Source organism: Kothea flammea, assembly GCF_052161645.1.
Taxonomy (GTDB): Bacteria; Planctomycetota; Planctomycetia; order Pirellulales; family Pirellulaceae; genus Laterigemmans.
The window spans coordinates 4,013,849-4,032,769 of record NZ_CP197414.1 but is presented as its reverse complement, the minus strand read 5'-3'; the positions used below and the strand labels follow the sequence as shown (position 1 = coordinate 4,032,769).

The window sequence follows — 18,921 nt, the reverse complement described above, 5'->3', positions numbered from 1 at the left end:
GCTGAAATGTAGCAGGGTTCGCGGCGAGTCCAATAAAATGCTGGCCACCGGCGACCGCGTGAACGGAATCACCAAGAATCCCGGTAAAGATGACATTCAGCGAAAAGAATCCCAGCAATGCGGCTGGCGACAAATCTGGCTTCGAGCTGCGGCCCGGCTTCAAGCTGCGGCCCGGCTTGTGGGTTGGCTTGATTATTGCCTCGGCCACCCTGCTGACGAACCTCGGCGGCGCCAGGCTGTGGGACAACGAAGAACCGCTGAACGCCCAGTGCGCACGCGAAATGATGGACGCTGGCGAGTGGATTGTCCCCACTTTCGATGGACAATTGCGGACCGCTGAACCGGCGCTGCTTTATTGGTGTCAAATTGCCGCTTTCAAAGTTGCCGGGGCCAACGAGTGGGCCGCTCGCCTGCCGTCCGCGCTAGCGGGCCTGCTCAGCGTGTTGCTGGTTTATTCGCTGGCAATTCGTTTTGCGGCCCCTGAGGTGGCGACTTGGTCGGCGGTATCGCTGGCGACCATGTTAATGTTCGTGCTGACAGCCCGGGCCGCCACCGCCGATTCGCTGCTGGTCGCCGGCTGCACGCTGGCCGTTACCCTGTTTGTTCATTTTGCTTACTTGCCGACATCCGCGAGCCATCTCTCCCCAGGGCAACCCGCCGATCAGACCGCTCAGCTGCGTCAGCTGCAGGTAACTTGGCCCAGCTTTGGCCAGTGGCTGCTGATTTATGCAGCCAGCGCAATCGCCGTGCTGGCCAAAGGTCCGCTGGGATTCTGCTTGCCGCTGACGGTGATCGCTTTGACGACGTTGCTGACTCACAGCCCGCCCCATAGCCCGCCTAACGCATCAGAAAAAAACCACAATGACGGAGCGGCAGGGGTAGCAGCAGCACTCAAGAAGATGCTCCAGCACGGTTGGCGACTGCGACCGCTGACCGCCCTCTGCGTGCTGGCGCTGCTTGCGGGTCCTTGGTATACAGCTGTCGGTTTCGCGACCGCGGGCGTCTGGACCGATGCTTTCTTTTTTGCTCAACCGTCGCGACCCATGTTTCTGGGCGCTTTCGCTTTCTTCACACCGCTGGAAGCTCCCAGTGGCGGCATGCTGGCCGTATTCAGCAAACTCATCGTGGGCAGTTTTCCCTGGTCCTGTTTGGCGATTCCGGTGGCCGTTTCCATCGTCAATCAGTGGCGGCGGGGTGAAAACAGGCATCCGCTGTTTGCGTTGGGGATCGTCTGGATGGCGGTCGCGGTCAGTTTTTCCGTCCTTTTCCCGGTCACTTTTGCGGCAGCGATCAGCACTAGTTTTCCCGCGGCCGCGATGTTGGCGGGTTGGTTTGTGGCTCAAACCATTGCTGGCAAGCTTTGTTGCCCGCGGTCGTTTGCCGTCAGTCTGCTGGTCACCAGCGGGATTGGCCTGGGGTTGTTTATCAGCATTGCCGGCCCGTTGAGCGAACAGCTGCCACCGCTGCGACCGCTGGCCCTGGTCGCGATGGCGTTGGCGATCAGCGGCTTGTTGGGAGCCGCCTTGGCGCGGCGTTGCTACCCGGAATTGGGGATGCGATGTTTCGTGATTGCTGCCGTGTTGATTTGCTGGGGTGGCCACGGGTTTGCCCCGGCGGCGATCGATGTGTCGAGGCGAGATTTGACGAAATTACAAGCCGCTTTCGCCGCATCCCCCGAGGGGCACTGGTCTGTCCAAACAGAACCGGCTCCTTCGTGGGTCTTTTACTCCAACCGCCGCGTGCATCACGAGTTGAACCGCCAATTGCTGCCGGAAGAGTTGTCATTGTTTGGCGAAATCCAACTCGGTTCGCAGCGCAGCGCCGGTGCCGTGCCGATATTTGGCCAAACCGGCTATCTGCGAGTGGTTGCAGCGGGGGGTGAGGAAACTGCGGTGGGAGCGGGCAATCCACAAGTTGCCGAGCGAGCGGCGGGTCGTGTTCGCTAGACGGTGGGCTATAATTGGTGCGGATCGTCAAGCGTGAGCTGTTCGAATCACCTCCCCCGCACCTTAACCACTGATACAAATGCGATTATCACCCCAACCGCTGCATTTCGTTTCCCTGCTCGGGCTGTTCGTCTCGCTCTCGCCCTGTGGCAATTTGCTCGGCGATTTAACTGGCGTCCCTGGTGCTTCGCGATGTTTCGCCCAGTCGGGTGAACCAGCGGTGGCTGAGGCAGAATCTGCGGAGATTGTGGCCGAGGAGATTGCCAGTGCCGAGATTGACGCGGACGTTGATATTGTTGAACGCGACCCGGCGGCCGCGACGGCTTTGGAGGAAAAGTTCATTTCCTCCCCGCGACAATTAACGTTTGAGGGGAAGAAAGCGGGCGAAGGTTATTTCAATCAAGACGCCACCAAGATGGTCTTCCAAAGTGTCCGCGGTGCGGAGAATCCTTTCTATCAGATTTACATGATGGACTTGGAAACGGGCGACCTGCAACAAGTTTCCCCGGGCATCGGCAAGACGACTTGCGGCTGGATTCACCCCAGCGGCGAACAGGTGCTGTTTGCCAGCACGCATGAGGATCCGGAAGCGAAAGCCAAACAAGAAGCGATGCTGCGGGACGGGCCGCAGAGTCGTTATTCATGGGATTACGACCCGACTTATGAGCTTTTCGCCTGGAACCGCCAAACCGGCGAGTACACCCAGCTGACCGATACCGAGGGCTATGACGCGGAGGGAGCCTACAGCCCGGACGGCTCGCAAATCGTGTTTGCTTCTAACCGCCTCGCCTACTCGGAAAAATTATCGGAGCGCGAGCAGGCGATGATGGATATGGACCCGGCATACATGATGGACATTTACATCATGAATGCCGATGGCACCAACCTTCGGCGTCTGACCGAAACACCCGGTTACGATGGCGGCCCTTTCTTTTCGCCAGACGGTCAACGTATTTGCTGGCGTCGCTTTAGCGAGAATGGAGCCACCGCAGAAATCTTTACCATGCGAGCCGACGGCAGCGATGTGCGACGGTTGACCAGCATCGGAGCGATGAGCTGGGCACCCTTCTTCCATCCGTCAGGCGATTACTTGGTCTTCACCACCAACGTCCACGGCTTTGCGAATTTTGAACTGTATCTCGTGCGAGCCGACGGCAAGGGTGAACCTGTCCGCGTGACGCGCACGGCAGGCTTCGACGGCTTGCCGGTCTTCCTGCCGGGAGGTGAGCGGATCAGTTGGACATCGACGCGGACGGCCGATAAGCAATCTCAGATCTTTCTGGCTGATTGGAATGATGCTCAAGCACGCCAAGCGTTGGGACTGAATGATTCCAACACAGGTGTCAGCGAAGTTCTAGCAGATATGCAAGCGGAGCAAGCCGCCGGTGCGGTAGCCGCTCAACAAACGCAAGCCGGTTTCTCCGCGGCCGATGTCGGACGCCACGTCGCTTATTTGACACGTGAAGAGTTAGCCGGTCGCATGACGGGCACCGATGGTGAGCGCCGCGCGACTGCTTACGTGGCTGCTTATCTCGAGAATTTGGGTCTGAAACCGGCGGGTGACAACGGCACATTTTTCCATGAATTTGAATTCCCGGCCGGTGCCGCATTGGCTGGCGACAACGAACTGGTCAGTGGCGACCAGGTCTACAAACTTGATCGCGACTGGCGTCCTTTATCGTTTTCCGGCAGCGGAAAATTCGAGGCCCGTCCGATCGTCTTCGCCGGTTATGGCATGGTTGTCCCCGAGTCGGATGACTTCTTTGGCTACGACAGTTTCGTCCACTTGGACGTGGAAGACAAATGGGTGTTGATGTATCGCGATCTTCCCCAAGACATTTCCTCTGACTTGCGTCAGCAAATCGCTCGCTACTCATCGGCGCGACGGAAAGTCATGGCGGCGCGTGAGCGAGGGGCTTACGGAGTCATTTTTGTTGCCGGGCCAACCAGTAAAGTGTCCAGTCAGTTGATTCGATTCGAGAGTGACGCGTCGGCTGGCGGCACCAGTTTGCCAGTTGTCTCGGTCACGAACGAAGTCGCTCAGCGGTGGTTAAAGGTTGCCGACAAAGATCTTGGCTCCTTGCAAAAATCGCTTGATGGCGGCGAAATGGCGATGGGGTTTGAGATCGATGGTGCTTCGCTAGCCGCCTCGATTGGGATCGAATATCGCACCGGGGTTGGTCGCAACGTGATCGCCAGGTTGCAAGTTGGTGATACTCCGACGCTCGACTGCATCATGATCGGCGCCCACGTGGACCACTTGGGAGTCGGTCGTAGCAGCAGCAGTTTGGCGCAAGATAATGAGCGCGAGCAGATTCACTACGGCGCTGATGACAACGCCAGCGGTGTGGGTGCGATGCTGGAAATTGCCCAGTACCTCGCCGCCCAAGTTCGCACCGGCGAGTTATCGCCGCGGCGCGATCTGCTGATTGCCGCTTGGTCGGGCGAGGAGTTGGGACTGTTTGGCTCGCAAGCGTACGCTGGCGATTTCTACAAACTGAATCCAGCATCAGCGTCGCTGCTGATCGCTGCGAAGAGTTCAGACGACTCTGGCGAGGAAGGCGAAGCGGAGGCCCTCGATCCGAACGATCCGCATGCGGGGCTCGATTTGTCAGCCCTGGGCGGTCATGGTTCGCCCGCGACGGCGACACCTTTGTACCCAGCCATTGCCGCTTATTTGAATCTGGACATGGTCGGCCGACTGCGAGAAAAGTTGATTGTGCAAGGCATTGGTTCGTCGCCCGCTTGGTCGGGAATCGTGCAACGTCGTAACGTGCCAGTCGGTTTGGCCCTGCAGCTTGATCGCACCGCCACCCGGCTGCCCACCGACGCGGCGGTCTTCGTCGGTCGTGGTGTGCCGAGTTTGGCCGCCTTCACGGGCGCCCACGAAGACTACCATACGCCACGCGATACGGCCGACAAGCTGAACTATGAAGGCGCTTCACAGATTGCCCGCCTATTCGCCTTGATTGCTCGCGGCTTGTGGACCGCCGACGAACCAATCGAATTCAAATTGGACGAAGGAGAAGCCGAGCAGCAGGAAACTCCCCGCGTTCGTTTGACCGCCTACTTGGGAACGATCCCCGATTACGCGGGAGCCGACTTGAAGGGGGTCAAACTTTCTGGCGTAGGCAAAGCGGGCCCCGCCGAGAAGGCTGGCATCAAGTCCGGGGACGTGATTGTGGAGTTGGCCGGTCGCACGATCGAAAACATCTATGATTACACCTTTGCCATCGAAGGATTGAAGATTGGCGAAACGGTGCAAGTTGTCATCATGCGAGGTGAGGAACGACTCACCCTCGATGTCACCCCCGGATCACGAGAGTGAGTCGACTGCCCGCCGTGCGGTTTCCTGTATTGAATTTATGGAGGAATCCGTTTGGCGAACTAACCACTCAGCAGCGCGCCGAACTGGCTCGCTGCGATCTCACCGCAGAACTCGCCTGGTTGCGGAACGGCCAGCCAGGCGAGCGGCGAGTGGTTGAATTCCTCGCTCCTTGCGGCCATGGGAAGACTACGCATCTGCTGGCTCTCGGCAAAGCTTTTCCGCGGGCACGTTACATTTACGTACCGCCCCGTCGTTTTCGTTTTCAGATGCCCGCCCCCCAGCAATTAGCACCTCAGCAATTAGCCCCCCTGCAGTTATTGGTCGACGAAGCCGACCGGCTGCCATGGCGATCGCGGCGGCAATTGATGAACCGCGGGGACGTGCTGGCGATTGGTGTTCATCGCAGCCTCAAGGCGGGATTTGCCCGGCGGGGAGTGGCGGTCTTGACCCGCGAAGTCAGCAACTTGAGCGACCCGGTGTCTTTGTGCCAGATCTTCCAAAGCCGGATCGACGCTTCGAGGGTCGATCCCCACGTCAGTTCTTTGACGATCACCGCTGCGGACGCAAAAAAATTAATTCAACGATACGGTGACGACATTCGCGCCATGGAACATTACCTTTATGGGCGTGTTCAATTGCTCGGGGGAAATACGAATGGCGAAATGCGACTTGTTGATTGAGCTGGAGGGCCAGGGCACCTACCGCGCCGGAGAGGCCGTGCGGGGACGACTCACCGTGACCGCGAACGAGACAGTAACCTGCAACTTGATCTCAATCCAACAACATTGGTTCACCCACGGTAGCGGAAATATCGCCACGGGGGGTGGCGCTCAGGTAAATCTCTACAGTGGCCAATTAACGGCCGGCGAAACACAGAGCTTTGAATTTGAGCTGCCCTTGCTGCCAGGTCCGGCAACCTATCACGGGCATCACCTCAATGTGGATCACAAAATCGTCGCCCATGTTGATGTGCCGTGGGCTTTCGACGTCAAAGCGGAAAAGCCGATCGCAGTCATCGGCTTAGCGACTACAAAAGACGATGCGGCTCGCGAAACGGAGGCGGTGACGGCTGGCAAGCAGATCCTCTGGGCTCTGCTGCTGATGTTTTTGCCGCTGTTCATCATCCTATTTTTCGTCGCCATTCCTCTGTTCTTGTTGTTACTGCCGTTTGCAATCATCGGGGGGCTGTTCTGGTTGTTTGGCAAGGTGTTGCCCAAGTGGTTGGTGGGCCCCGCTCGGACAACGTTGGACGATCGAACCGTCGCCTTAGGCAGCACCTTGCGAGGCCAGTTCAGCCTCTCGCCCAGTCGCCCGCTGGCGGTGAACCGTATCTTTTGCGAATTGGTGTGCGAAGAAGTCTGTATTTCAGGTTCCGGCTCGAATCAAAAAACGCATCGGCATCGGGTCATGGAAAAAGAGCTGCAATTGGAACCGGCCGGCACCGTGCCGACCGGCAAACGTAGCTATCCGATTGAGTTCATTATCCCTGCCGACGCGCCCCCAACGCTGACTTTGGGGCAGAACAAGATTGTCTGGACTCTGCAAACTCGCGTGGACATTCCGCGTTGGCCTGATTTTGTCCAAATCGACACGTTGGACGTGTTTATCGATCAGGATGTCGGCCTCGAATCCGCGGAAACGACAGCCACGACGGAAGAAGAAGCTTATTTCGCCGAGACGGCCCAGTTCATTCTCAATTCGCGGCATAAGCGTGAGCAATTGGAGCAGGTCATTGCAGCGGTGCGGGGGATGGAATTTCCGCTGCGGGCCTCAATCGAGCAAACGGTACTCTATGCGGGACCAAGCGACCAAGAGTACGCTTATCCCAACGGGCGGATTGCTTACGCCCAAGAGGTCGCAGTGCCGCTGGCCCTGACACTCTATTTCCCACCCGAACGATTACCCGAGCTTGATAACTTGACGGCCCATCAGTGGTCCGGACGAGGCGTGGTTATGGGATATGATTTTCAACACGAACGATTACAACTACGCGTGATCAACAAGCAATAATTTCGCCACCGCTGGAGCAGCGCATTATCATGGCAGGTTCGAGCCTCTTAACCTTGATCGACGATATTGCATCGTTGCTGGATGATGTTGCCGTGATGAGCAAGGTGGCTGTGAAGAAGACCGCCGGAGTACTCGGCGATGACTTAGCACTCAATGCCGAACAAGTCTCCGGAGTAAATGCCGATCGCGAGTTGCCGGTGGTGTGGGCCGTGGCTGTCGGTTCGCTGAAAAACAAGTGCATCCTGGTTCCGGCGGCGTTGTTGATCAGCGCCTTTATTCCCTGGGCGATCAACCCGCTGCTGATGATTGGTGGTTCCTTTTTGTGTTATGAAGGAGCTCACAAAGTGCTGCACAAGCTGTTTCCAAGCAAAGACTTGAAAGCGGCTGAGGCGGAGGCCAAGGCGATCAGGCGGCAAGCTTTGGTCGATCCGCAGATTGATTTGGTGAGTTTAGAAAAGGAAAAGATCAAGGGGGCGATTCGCACTGACTTTATTCTCTCCGCCGAGATCATTGTGATTTCGCTGGGGGTGTTGGCGCAAGAGACTTATATGGTGCAAGTGGCCTCATTGATCGCGGTCGCTTTGTTGATCACGGTTGGCGTTTACGGACTGGTCGCCGCGATCGTCAAACTGGATGACTTGGGGCTCTATTTGCGAAGCGACGAGGGGACTCGCCCTTGGGATCGCCTGCAACGCGGCATGGGCAGCTCGATTCTGGTCATCGCTCCCTATTTAATGCGATTTTTGGGCATCGCCGGAACCATTGCCATGTTTTTGGTGGGGGGCGAGATTATTTCGCATACGATCCATCCGATTGAGGTGCAAGTGCATCACTTGGCGGCATCGATCGCGGGCGAATCGGGATTCTTCAGCGGTTTATTGCAAAAGGTGCTGTCGGGATTGGTTGGGTTGGTGGCTGGACTGCTGATTGTGGCCGTGCTCTCAGCCGGAAATCGGCTGCTCGGCCGCAAACCGGCAGCCCACTAAGTCGCCTTTCGCTCCGCCGAAAGTAAAAGTCGCCGCAGAAACTTTCGGCGGAACGAAAGGCGACTATGGACATTCTCCTGGTTTGGTGGCGTTTCGCATTTTGCGAGCAGCTTGCTATACTGGGCGAAAGTTGGATTTCCTCGCAGAGCTTTGGAGCCCTCCGTGATCAGCACCGCTCAAGTTAAACAGCTGACCATAGTCCTCTCCCGTGGCCAATCTCGGGCTCCGGAGAAGCGTGCGTTAGAGGCCGCCATTCAAGAGGCGACGGCCAGTTTGGCGGGCGTTTCAGTGCTCTCGATTCCGCACCTCTACGATTTGCCCGCTAAGGGCGAAACAATGCAGCGGTTGCGAGAAATTGATGGCGACATTGTTTTTCTTTCTTGGGTTTTCCCGCGAGCGGCCCGCTGGGTGCTGGACCGTAACGGCGTCAGCGGTCAGTTTGGTGAAGTTCTGCTGACCGATGCCGATGAAGAGACAGAAGAACAGCAGGCACATGAAGCGGATCTCGCCGACAATCCGCTGGTTCAACGTGTGATCGATAGCCGCGACATCCCTGACCGTAAGATCTACTGCCTCGACTTGCGAGTTTCCGAGAAAGCCGACGAGTTCGCTGCCGAAATCACCCGCATTGCCACCGCCGACGTTACCGACGGCGCGTTGGCTGATCTCCGCCTGCGAACCGCTGACGATCTTTCCCCCTTGGAACAGATCGAGCCGCTGAAGATCGACGAGGGAACCACGCGGCGTTGGTACCCGGTGATCGACTACAGCCGCTGCACGAATTGCATGGAGTGCATCGATTTCTGTTTGTTCGGCGTCTACGGAGTCGATGGTGCGGAAACGATTCTCGTCGAGCAACCCGATAATTGTCGCAAAGGCTGTCCCGCTTGCAGTCGCGTCTGTCCTGAGAACGCGATTATTTTTCCTCAGCACAAAACGCCTGCCATCGCCGGTGCGGATACTGACGATGGCACGGGACTGAAGATCGATCTATCCCTGTTGTTCGGCGCACCCGAAAAGGACGAGGATCCGATCGCGGCGGCGGCTCGAGAACGTGACGAACAATTGCTGCTCGCCGGCCGGGCCGCTGTGGGGTTGGAAGTGGGGATCCCCAAACGTCACACCGAAGAGCAGCGAGGTCCCAAAGATGATCTCGATCACCTGATCGACGCGCTCGATGAGTGTGAATTGTAAACAGGTCGATACAAAGGATTGCTCGAAGCGTAGCCGAAGCCGTCGCAAGGTAGTATTGTTGGTTTAACCGTCAGCCGGAGGCGTACGTTGCTTAGCAGCGTTGTGAAAAAGAGAGTACGCCTGCGGCTAACTGTTGAACGAGTACGCTCAGCCTTACGATCATCACTTGGCTTCGTTCTTACCCTCGGGAATCAATTCAAAACAGAGCAGATTGCGATCTCCTCGGACATACAACAGGCCGTGTGCGACAATCGGTGCTGCCCAACAGGGAGAGCGCAGCGGGGGACGCGCTGGTTGGTTGGCATCACGAACTGACAGGTCGAGACTGGTAACAATTTCGTAACGCTCTGGATTGGGACGCAGCAGCGACATTTCTCCTTCCTCACCTAAAACGACGATATGGTCGTCGATTTTCAAGCCGCTGGTACGCTCCCGTCGTGGTTCTTTCCACAGCACTTTCCCACTTCCCCAGTTGATACATCGAAAGTCGGTATCATCACCCGGATGGCGACCGCTACTTCCATACACGAAGTCGCCAACTTTAATGGGCGTAGCCCAGTGGGCTCGGAAAGATTGCAAGCGGCGGTTTGGCGGGTCTTGCCACAGCAGTCTGGGTTTTCCGTCCGCCCCAATTTGTAACAAGGCGGAACCAATCTCATAGCATTCAGAGATCAAAATTTGATCATCCGCAACCATCGGCACGGCCGCATTGACACTTTCAATTTTTCCTGACCGCCAAGGCACCATCCATTGTTGCTGACCGCTGGCCGCGTCGACCGCCAACAAACCTTCCCGCATAAACGCTAGAATCCAAGTTTGATCCTTCCAGACCATGGGGCGCGGTGACGAGTAGCTGGCAAGGTAATCGCCCACGCGATAAACTTCTTGCCCGCTGAAGCGATTGAAAGCGACCAGTGCCGAGCCGTTTGGAGAAACGCGATCGAGCATGCCGGGAGGGAGTCTTTGATCGGCCGCAGGGCTCCCCCCGACCATTACGATAACCAAGTCGTTGACCACTAGCGGCGAGGCACCGACGCCAAAAAAATTCTGGATCACCCCATATTGTTGATTGACGTTGTTGCTCCAGACTTCCACGCCAGACTCGAGCTTACGACAACAGAGTTGGCCGGCCACTCCTAGCGTGTAAACAAGATTTCCAACAATCGTGGGACTGGTCCGCGGTCCGTTGTTGTAACCGTACATGTCCTCGTAGCGGACCGGTTGGTCGCTGGACCACAGCAGTTCTCCCGTTTCGGCATGCAAACAGGTCAGCCGCTCGTCGTCGCCGATGCGTTCAAACTGGAGGTAACGCCCCGCGGCAACCGAACCGATCCCGTAACTGGTCCCCACTTCGCGCGACCACAGCAGCGGCAATTTGCCAGCCGACCAGTCTTTTCGGATACCGACTTCTGGACTGCTGCTGTCGTGGTTGGGACCTAGAAATTGGGGCCAATCCTGTCCCGCACCGCGCTTCCCTAGGTCTGAGACCGAACCAACATCCTCGGCAAGCGGTCGGTCTGTTGGGGAAATTGTTTGTGCCGCAGTGTTTTGTGCCGCAGTGGTTTGCCCTTGGCTAGGTTGGGCGGGACTCTGGCAAATTGCCTTTTCTGTTAGAATCAGTGTTCCACTGAACATCAGCAACCCCAGCAGGACAAAGTCGCAATGGACCTTGGCTCGCTGTCGCGTGAGCATGGATAACCGAACAATATAATTCGAAGCGGGAGAAAACATCATGGACGATCTTTTGATCAGCGGGCGAGTAACAATCCCTGCGAAGGAAATCGAAGTACAGTTTGCCCGCAGCGGCGGGCCGGGTGGGCAAAATGTCAACAAGTTAAATACTAAGGTAACGTTACGCTGGCGAATTCGCGACAATCCCCTCCTGCCGGAGGGATGGCGGGAACGTGCGGTAGCTCGCTACAAGAATCGCTTGAATACGGAAGGCGAGCTGGTATTGCACAGCGAGCGTTATCGGCTGCAGCGGCGGAATTTGGAAGATTGCCGTCAAAAACTGCGCGATATGTTGCTGGCTTGTAAGTCACCCCCGGTGCCGCGGAAAGCCACCCGCCCGACGCTGGGCAGCCAACGCCGCCGGGTGGACGCAAAACGCCGGCAAAGCGAAAAGAAACGATTACGCGGCCGCCCCCCGGTCGATTAGGGCTTGCGGGCCGGTCTGTCGCCTTCTCGGATTCGCTGAGCCTGGTATACTCCGTCAAAGGATCTCTGGATTGGTGGTTTTCCCACGCCAGAGTGGATTCCTGGAGCTGCTCACTCTCCGCCGTTACTTTCAAGCACAAACTTTTGGACCCTTATGAAACACGATCTGCATCTGGATCGGTTGCTCAAAGAATGGGAATTCGACCCGCACACTTTATCGGTGCGAAAAGTCGATCTCGAGGACGACCGACAAGTACTTCAGATGCGAGTCGACATGGGGGTATTGCAGCTGGAATGTGAAGGTCGACCTGACGGGGAAAAACCGTCGGGAGCTGAAACTTATCTTGATTATTTGTTGCATCGCCAACTCGAGTCGCCCGATTTCCGTCTGAACGATAGTGAATGCACCGAAGTCGATCGCGAATTCATGCAGTTTTATCACCGGCGAATTTGCTGGCTGAGACTGCAGGATTACCGCCGCGCGGTGATCGATGCCGACCACACGTTAAAGTTGATGCAGGTCGCCCACACGCATTCGCCCGACGAGGAGTGGTCTTCCTCGCACGAGCAATATCGGCCATTTGTTTGGTTCCATCGCACGCAGGCCGAGGCGCTCGCCGAGTTGGAAGAGAATGGGCCGGAGGAAGCGATCGAAGCGGTCAGCAAAGGGCTGGAAGAGATTCGCCAAATTTTTGTCACCCATGACGTCGAAGACCAATTCGAGAGTGATGAACTGGTGGTTCGCCTGATCGAACTGCGTGAATCGTTGCGGAAAGAATATGACGTCGGGCAAACGTTGCTGGAACAGCTCGAGGATGCTGTTGAAAAAGAGCAATACGAACGAGCCGCCCAACTGCGCGACGAACTGGCCCGGCGGCAAGCCAGCTAAACCACAAGCAATTCCGTGTCGTACCCTGATGACTCGTCGGCACCCCTGCGTCAACGCGTGCTGAATCGCTTTACCGCTTCGCGTCCAGAAGTGGCCACCAGCATTTGGTTGGTGCAATTGCGTTGGGCCGCCGTTATCGGTCAGTTGCTTACTATCACCACGGCGCACTACTTTTTCGCCCGCGAATTACCGCTGCAACCGCTGCTCGTGTTGGTAGGCTTCACGGCCGCAACCAACATTGTGTACGGTGTTTGGCTGCGGGGTGAAACGGTGGAAACGATGGAGCGGGGAACGGGCCCGAGTGGAGAGCTGCGGCTGGTCGTGCCGCCCGTTGCCGGCATGGGATATTCCCGCGGTACCAAACTGCGAGTGGCCGGTTTATTGATGGCCGTTGACCTGATTACCTTAACCGCCATGCTGCACTTCAGCGGCGGAGTCGACAACCCGTTTTCGTCGTTCTACTTCGTCAACTTGGCGGTTGCGGGGGTCATTCTGCGACTTCGCTGGGCGTGGAGCTTGACCGTTCTGGCGATTGTCGGATTTGGTTGTTTGCTATTCAGTTACGTCCCCTTGAGCGTGCTCCAAGCGGGGACGGAAACCAGCGCCTTGACGCGGCACCTCGGAGCATTCATTGCGTTCAGCACCAGCGCCGCCGTGGTGACTTACTTTGTAACCACAACCTCGCAAGAGGTTAACCGTCGGCAAGAGGAACTGCGGCGAGTCCAAGCTGAACAGGCGAAGGGGCAACAGCTGGAAAGTCTTTCCACGTTGGCCGCAGGTGCCGCCCATGAATTGGCCACCCCGATGTCGACCGTGGTGCTCGTTGCCCGCGAGCTGCAACATCATCTGGAGGGAGTAGCGATACCTGATTCGGTCCGCAATGATCTCCAATTAATCGATTCGGAGTTGCGGCATTGCCGAGCGATTATTGATCGCATGCGATCAGCCGCGGGAGATAGTGCGGGCGAACCTTGGCAACAGTCGACGCTCGGTGATTTAATTGACATCGTTTTAGAAGGCATTCGCGAACCAGAACGTGTGGAAATCACCCCGGCGGCCGAAGCGATTGAAGATTGCTTGTTGTGGTTGCCGCAGGAAGCGGTTGCCCAAGCGATCCGCAATTTAATCCACAATGGGCTCGACGCGAGCCGCAAAGATCGATCGGTGATTTGCGATGCCGGGGTCGACGAAGATTGGCTTAGGCTGAGCATTACCGACGCTGGCGAGGGCATGTCAGCGGCGGTGCAAGATCGCGTGGGGGAACCTTTTTTTACCACCAAGGAGCCCGGAAAAGGCATGGGGTTGGGGCTGTTTTTGACGCGCAACGTGGTAAAGCGTCTGGGCGGCCAATTGCACTTCGAGAGCGTGCCTGGTCAAGGAACGACCGCCGTGGTTTCACTGCCGCGTCGCATGCAAACGGGAGGCAAATCCTTGCCGCAGTCAGAGACGCGAAAGTAATGATCGCCGCCCAGCTCGTGCGTCATCCACCAGCCGGTTTGCGTAGCTTGGGTTGGTTGTCCAAATTGCGTAACTCTTCAGCCACGTAGAGCCGGGGATAAACCTGCCCGGCTTGTGAGAGTGTGTATTCGATCTGGCGGTTGCGGCGATTAAAACGCATTTCCACCACGCGTGCCACAAAGAGGTCGCGAGTCATGCCCAAGCCAATGACTTCGACTTGATCACCAACATCAATCCCCTCCCAATTCAAACCCAGCCACATGCAGGGACGGAGGCGAAACTGCAGCGATTTGCCATATTCAAATTGGTAGAACACGCCATCAAAACGCGACCGCCGAAACACGCGAGAGCTGGGAATCACGCGGTTGATAATTGCGATATCATCGGGATGCAGCCGCGCGTGACCATCCTCGGGCCAATGCGTAAAAGTTCCGTAGTCAGGCAGTTTGGGACGCACAGCTTTACCAAATAATCGTTTACCAAATTATCGTTTAGCGATGAATCATCGAATCGCATCGACCACGCGTCGAGCCATCTCGCGGGTACCAATCACCGCCGAGTCTGCTGAAGCGATATCAGCAGTCCGCGCGCCGCTGGCCAATACTGAACGCACCGCCGCCTCGATAGCGTTCGCCTCTTGATCACCGGGCAGCGCGTGCCGCAGCATCATGGCGGTTGCCAGAATCGTTGCCAACGGATTCGCTTTGTCTTGTCCGGCAATATCAGGCGCCGAGCCATGAATCGGTTCGAACAATCCCGGCCCCGAGGCTCCCATCGACGCGCTGGGTAGCATCCCCAGCGAGCCGGGCAGCATCGAAGCCTCATCGGTCAGAATATCACCGAACAGATTACCCGTGACGACCACGTCGAAATCACGCGGTCGGCTGATCAAGTGCATCGCCATCGCGTCCACCAACACCACGGAATAGTCAATTTCCGGAAATTCTTCCCGCATTACCCGCTCAGCGGTTCGCCGCCACAGCCGACTCGGCTCCAACACATTGGCTTTATCCACACTTGTCAACTTGCCGCGTCGCTCACGGGCCAAGTTACCCGCCAAACGGACCACCCGTTCCACCTCGGGGACGCTATATTCCATCGTTGCAAAAGCAGACTCCACGCCATCACGGACGTTCGTACCCGACTCGCCAAAGTAAATTCCGCCGGTCAGCTCCCGCACAAACATGATGTCAGTGCCCGCCACAATCTCTCGCCGCAGCGGCGAAGCCCCGACCAGTTCGTCGAACGTTTGGATGGGGCGCAAGTTCGCGAACAGCCCCAATTCCTTGCGAATCCGCAGCAATCCCGCTTCGGGCCTGGTTTTCGCGCTGGGATCGTCCCACTTTGGCCCCCCCACGGCGCCCAACAAAATAGCATCCGCGTTGCGGCAGGCTGCGACGGTCGACGCGGGTAATGGATCGCCCGTTTCATCGATGGCGATGCCGCCGATCAAATGACGTTCCATTTGAAAATCGTGACCAAATTTGGCCCCGATCGCCGTCAGTACCCCTTCTGCCGCACTGGTGATTTCCGGCCCGATCCCGTCACCTGGCAACAACACAATCTTTACCGACACAATCTGCTCCACTAGTCCGATAGATAGAATGTTTACAAACGAGAAATTTAACACAGTCGCCACGTTTGGTCACTGTGCGGGATTTCCTGGTCATCGTGGAAAACAAACCACCTTTTCCGGGGTTTGTACACGAAGCGATGCCGATCAGCCGTTTTGAGCTGGAAGCGTTTTAAGTTATAATTTGGTTCCCCGAGGCAGATGTCCACCTGGTCTTTTAGCCATGTCGTACCTGCCCGCCCCCCCCACCTCGATATCACAGCCCCCTAGTACGCACGGTCGCTGTTTGCAAATCAAGCTGGATTGAGCTTTGCAGCAGACGATCCGGTGTGCGGTCTTAGAGAGGAACTCTGTGTCCGACAACACAAACCGTCGATTCAACCGTTCGCGTCTGGTATCCGTCGTCGCTGCTTCTGGTTTTTTAATCACAGCTGTCGGCTTTTTTTACGCTCGCAACCAGTCTGATGGTGCCGCGCTCAGCGGTCAGCTGATGTGGCAACAAGCGGTCCGCGAGGACTTGGAAATTTCCGTGATCGAGCGGGGCAACTTGGAGAGTCAAGAGAATTTGCAAATCCTCTGCGGCGTCGAAGATGTTCAACGCGATGGCATCAACGGGACACCAATTCAATGGATTATCCCCAACGGCTCAAGCGTGAAAGCGGGTGACTTGTTGGTTGAAATTGAATCCTCGCCGATGCGAGAACAATTAGACGAACAAATCCTCGAAGTGGAGGAGTCTCGCAGCTCGGCCATTCAGGCTCAATCCAACTATGACAACCAGATTGTGCAGAACGAGACTGCGGAAGCCGAAGCGCGATTGCAAGTTGAACTGGCAAAGCTAGATCTCAAGATGTTTACCGACCCGGACAGCGGTACTTACAAGTTGTCGGTCGAAGCGATTGAACGAACCATTGAAGACGTGAACAACGAAATTTTGGCTGCCAAGGCTGCTTTGGAACTGCAAGCGGACGATCGTCGTGGCGTCGAATCGTTGTTCCGGCTGGGCTACGCGAACCGAAACGAATTGCGACGGAGTGAGTTGAGCTACATGCAAGCGGAAGGCAAGTATGCCGCTACCTTAAACAAGTTGCAGACGCAGTACGCGAGCATGGAAAAAGCGAAGAACTACGAACGAAAAATGGAGTTGTTGACCTTGGAGGGAAAACTCCAAACCGCGGAGAAAAATTTGGAGCAGGTGATACGGAATAACCAAGCTCAAATGGACCAAGCGACGGCTGTCTTGAAGGCGAGAACGGAATCTTTGAAAAAAGACGAAGAGCGTTTGGCTCGCTACGAAGCTCAATTGGAGGCCTGCAAAGTTTATTCACCTCAAGCTGGCATGATTGCCTATGCGACGGACCGCAATGATGAAATTCGCGAAGGGGTGCCGGTGCGATATCGCCAGCATATCCTATCGCTTCCTTCGCTCAGCAAAATGCAAGTCCGCACCTCCATCCATGAATCGGTGCTCGATCAGATCGACACCGGACTCAAAGCGTCGATCACGGTTGACGCTTTTCCGGACCGCAGCTACGGGGGGACCGTGCAAAGTATCGCGGTCCTGCCGGATCAAAACGGTTGGCGAGGTAGTGACACAAAAGTTTATGACACCGTGGTCACCATCGATACTGAGGTCAACCAGATCAAGCCCGGCATGACGGCGGTCTGTGAAATTCATATTGATACGCTTGAAGATGTGGTCTTGGTTCCAATCCAGTCGATTGTCCAGCGTGATGAGCAAACCATGGTGATTATCCGCCAAGGTGATCGAGCGGTCATTCAAAACGTAACGTTGGGACGATCCAACGACACTCGCGTGCAAATTTTGGAGGGCATCGAGGCGGGCCAACAAGTCGCGCTCAATCCGGCTGTCGTCGTTGACCAACTTCTCAAAGAAGCGGCGGCTGCCTAGTCGGCGTCGAATCGATCATGTGGATTGCCACTCTCAAATTGGCGCTGCGAAACCTGCTGCTGCATAAAATGCGCAGCGCACTGACGTTGCTCGGAACGATTCTCGGCGTTGCCTCGGTGATCTCGATGCTATCGGTGGGTGAGGGCAGCAAGCAACAAGCTTTGGATCGTATTCGTGAACTGGGAGCCACGAACGTAATTGTCCGCAGTGTGAAGCCGGCAACGGACAACAGTTCGGCGAGCACATCCAATCAGGGCGTGCAAAACAACAATGGATTTCAAGTCAAAGCATACGGTTTAACGTATGACGATTTTCGCGTACTCGAGCAACTGCCCACCTGCGACGTGGCCGTACCGATGCTGGTTAATCGCCACGAGGCACATCATGGACGACGCCGTTTGAGTCAAGTCCGCGTGGTGGCGACGACGCCCGATTTGCCTCGGGTCAAGCGTTTGGATCTCGCTCGCGGTCGTTTCCTGAATCAAGAAGACCTCGATAAATTTGCCAACGTGGCCGTCCTCAGCGAAGGAGCTGCGACCGCTTTGTTTGGTTTCAAGGAGGCACTCGGACAACCACTGTTTGTCGGCAACGGTGTTTATCGAGTGATTGGCGTATTGATGCCGCAAGATAGCGGTCTAGCGCGGGCTGCTGGTTCTGGCACCGACGACCAAAATCGTGACATCTACATTCCCTTGACGTCCGCACGCAGCCGCATCGGTGTGTTGCAAAGAAGTGGTCCGCAAGGCAGCCGCGAGTACGAGCGCGTGGAGCTCAGCGAAGTGACTTTGGCGGTCCGGGGAACCGCGGACGACGACCAAGATCGCGTTCGCCCCACCGCCGCCATGGTGCGGTCATTGCTCAATCGCACGCACCGCCAAAAGAGCGATTTTCAAGTCGTTGTGCCACTGGAACTGATGGCGCAGGCAGAGCACGAAAAGAGGATTTGGAATCTCGTCCTCGGTTCGATCGCCAGCATCTCCCTGCTGGTGGGCGGGATTGGCATTATGAACATCATGTTGGCAACGGTTACTGAGCGGACACGAGAAATCGGCATCCGCCGCGCGATCGGCGCTCGCCGCCGCGATATCATCCGCCAATTCCTCTTGGAAACGACCGTCTTGAGTACCACCGGTGGCGTGTTGGGCATCATTCTTGGTGTCAGCATTCCAGTCGCCGTCACGTACGTGGCCGATATGCAGACAATGACCAGCCTTAATTCGATCTTTCTGGCGTTCGGGATCTCCGTTGCCACGGGCGTGATCTTTGGCGTCTATCCAGCCTATAAAGCAGCCGCGATGAGTCCTATCGAAGCTCTCCGGCAACAGTAAATCGCTGAGAACTGGTTGGCGCCACGTCGCTGCGATTTTGTTTCCCCAAAGCCATTGCATGCGTTGCCTTACACGGGAGGGCGACTGATCCCAGCTCCCGGAAAACACCTCTGCCGGAAAGCAACTCCCCCCGCGAAATA

The 18,921-nt window shown here is 56.6% G+C and carries 14 protein-coding genes; 11 read left to right on the top strand and 3 right to left on the bottom strand.

Annotation, left to right across the window (positions count from 1 at the left end):
• Positions 1–89 precede the first annotated feature (89 nt).
• The 6 genes from SH139x_RS15210 to SH139x_RS15185 all read left to right on the top strand — a co-directional run bounded on the left by SH139x_RS15210 (position 90) and on the right by SH139x_RS15185 (position 9,464).
• Positions 90–1,946, top strand: a complete 1,857-nt coding sequence (locus SH139x_RS15210) for an ArnT family glycosyltransferase (RefSeq protein WP_488350628.1) — start codon at positions 90–92, stop codon at positions 1,944–1,946.
• A 79-nt stretch (positions 1,947–2,025) separates the two neighbouring features.
• Entirely contained in the window at positions 2,026–5,274 is a 3,249-nt protein-coding gene (locus tag SH139x_RS15205; protein ID WP_488350627.1) for a M28 family peptidase, read from the top strand.
• Positions 5,271–5,954 (top strand): hypothetical protein, encoded by a 684-nt coding sequence (locus tag SH139x_RS15200; RefSeq protein ID WP_488350626.1) that lies wholly within the window; start codon positions 5,271–5,273, stop codon positions 5,952–5,954. The genes SH139x_RS15205 and SH139x_RS15200 overlap by 4 nt, the downstream gene beginning before the upstream one ends.
• The gene (locus tag SH139x_RS15195; protein ID WP_488350625.1) at positions 5,929–7,284 is read left to right on the top strand and encodes a sporulation protein; all 1,356 of its coding nucleotides are present in this window, start codon (positions 5,929–5,931) and stop codon (positions 7,282–7,284) included. The genes SH139x_RS15200 and SH139x_RS15195 overlap by 26 nt, the downstream gene beginning before the upstream one ends.
• Positions 7,285–7,313: 29 nt before the next feature.
• The gene (locus tag SH139x_RS15190) at positions 7,314–8,270 is read left to right on the top strand and encodes a DUF808 domain-containing protein (RefSeq protein WP_488350624.1); all 957 of its coding nucleotides are present in this window, start codon (positions 7,314–7,316) and stop codon (positions 8,268–8,270) included.
• 162 nt (positions 8,271–8,432) lie between these two features.
• Positions 8,433–9,464: a ferredoxin family protein gene (locus SH139x_RS15185; protein WP_488350623.1), complete on the top strand. Its 1,032-nt coding sequence runs from the start codon at positions 8,433–8,435 to the stop codon at positions 9,462–9,464.
• A gap of 162 nt (positions 9,465–9,626) precedes the next feature.
• Here the strand turns inward: SH139x_RS15185 and SH139x_RS15180 are convergent, their stop codons facing one another.
• Positions 9,627–11,156, bottom strand: a complete 1,530-nt coding sequence (locus SH139x_RS15180; RefSeq protein ID WP_488350622.1) for an outer membrane protein assembly factor BamB family protein — start codon at positions 11,154–11,156, stop codon at positions 9,627–9,629.
• Between the two features lie 40 nt (positions 11,157–11,196).
• Between SH139x_RS15180 and arfB the strand changes: the two genes are divergently transcribed.
• The 3 genes from arfB to SH139x_RS15165 all read left to right on the top strand — a co-directional run bounded on the left by arfB (position 11,197) and on the right by SH139x_RS15165 (position 13,968).
• The gene (gene arfB / locus SH139x_RS15175; protein WP_488350621.1) at positions 11,197–11,622 is read left to right on the top strand and encodes an alternative ribosome rescue aminoacyl-tRNA hydrolase ArfB; all 426 of its coding nucleotides are present in this window, start codon (positions 11,197–11,199) and stop codon (positions 11,620–11,622) included.
• A 153-nt stretch (positions 11,623–11,775) separates the two neighbouring features.
• On the top strand, positions 11,776–12,510 hold the full coding sequence (locus SH139x_RS15170; RefSeq protein WP_488350620.1) for a UvrB/UvrC motif-containing protein: 735 nt from the start codon (positions 11,776–11,778) through the stop codon (positions 12,508–12,510).
• 15 nt (positions 12,511–12,525) lie between these two features.
• Positions 12,526–13,968 (top strand): sensor histidine kinase, encoded by a 1,443-nt coding sequence (locus SH139x_RS15165; protein ID WP_488350619.1) that lies wholly within the window; start codon positions 12,526–12,528, stop codon positions 13,966–13,968.
• A 22-nt stretch (positions 13,969–13,990) separates the two neighbouring features.
• Here SH139x_RS15165 and SH139x_RS15160 read toward each other — a convergent pair whose 3' ends face one another.
• The gene (locus SH139x_RS15160) at positions 13,991–14,425 is read right to left on the bottom strand and encodes a DUF6960 family protein (protein ID WP_488350618.1); all 435 of its coding nucleotides are present in this window, start codon (positions 14,423–14,425) and stop codon (positions 13,991–13,993) included.
• A 45-nt stretch (positions 14,426–14,470) separates the two neighbouring features.
• On the bottom strand, positions 14,471–15,544 hold the full coding sequence (leuB, locus tag SH139x_RS15155; protein ID WP_488356027.1) for a 3-isopropylmalate dehydrogenase: 1,074 nt from the start codon (positions 15,542–15,544) through the stop codon (positions 14,471–14,473).
• 349 nt (positions 15,545–15,893) lie between these two features.
• Here leuB and SH139x_RS15150 point away from each other — a divergent pair, with 349 nt between their 5' ends.
• Together SH139x_RS15150 and SH139x_RS15145 are read left to right on the top strand one after the other, a co-directional pair.
• A complete protein-coding gene (locus tag SH139x_RS15150) occupies positions 15,894–17,453 on the top strand; it encodes a hypothetical protein (protein WP_488350617.1) in 1,560 nt (519 codons plus the stop codon).
• A 17-nt stretch (positions 17,454–17,470) separates the two neighbouring features.
• Complete coding sequence (locus SH139x_RS15145) at positions 17,471–18,781, top strand: ABC transporter permease (protein ID WP_488350616.1); 1,311 nt, start codon at positions 17,471–17,473, stop codon at positions 18,779–18,781.
• Positions 18,782–18,921 lie beyond the last annotated feature (140 nt).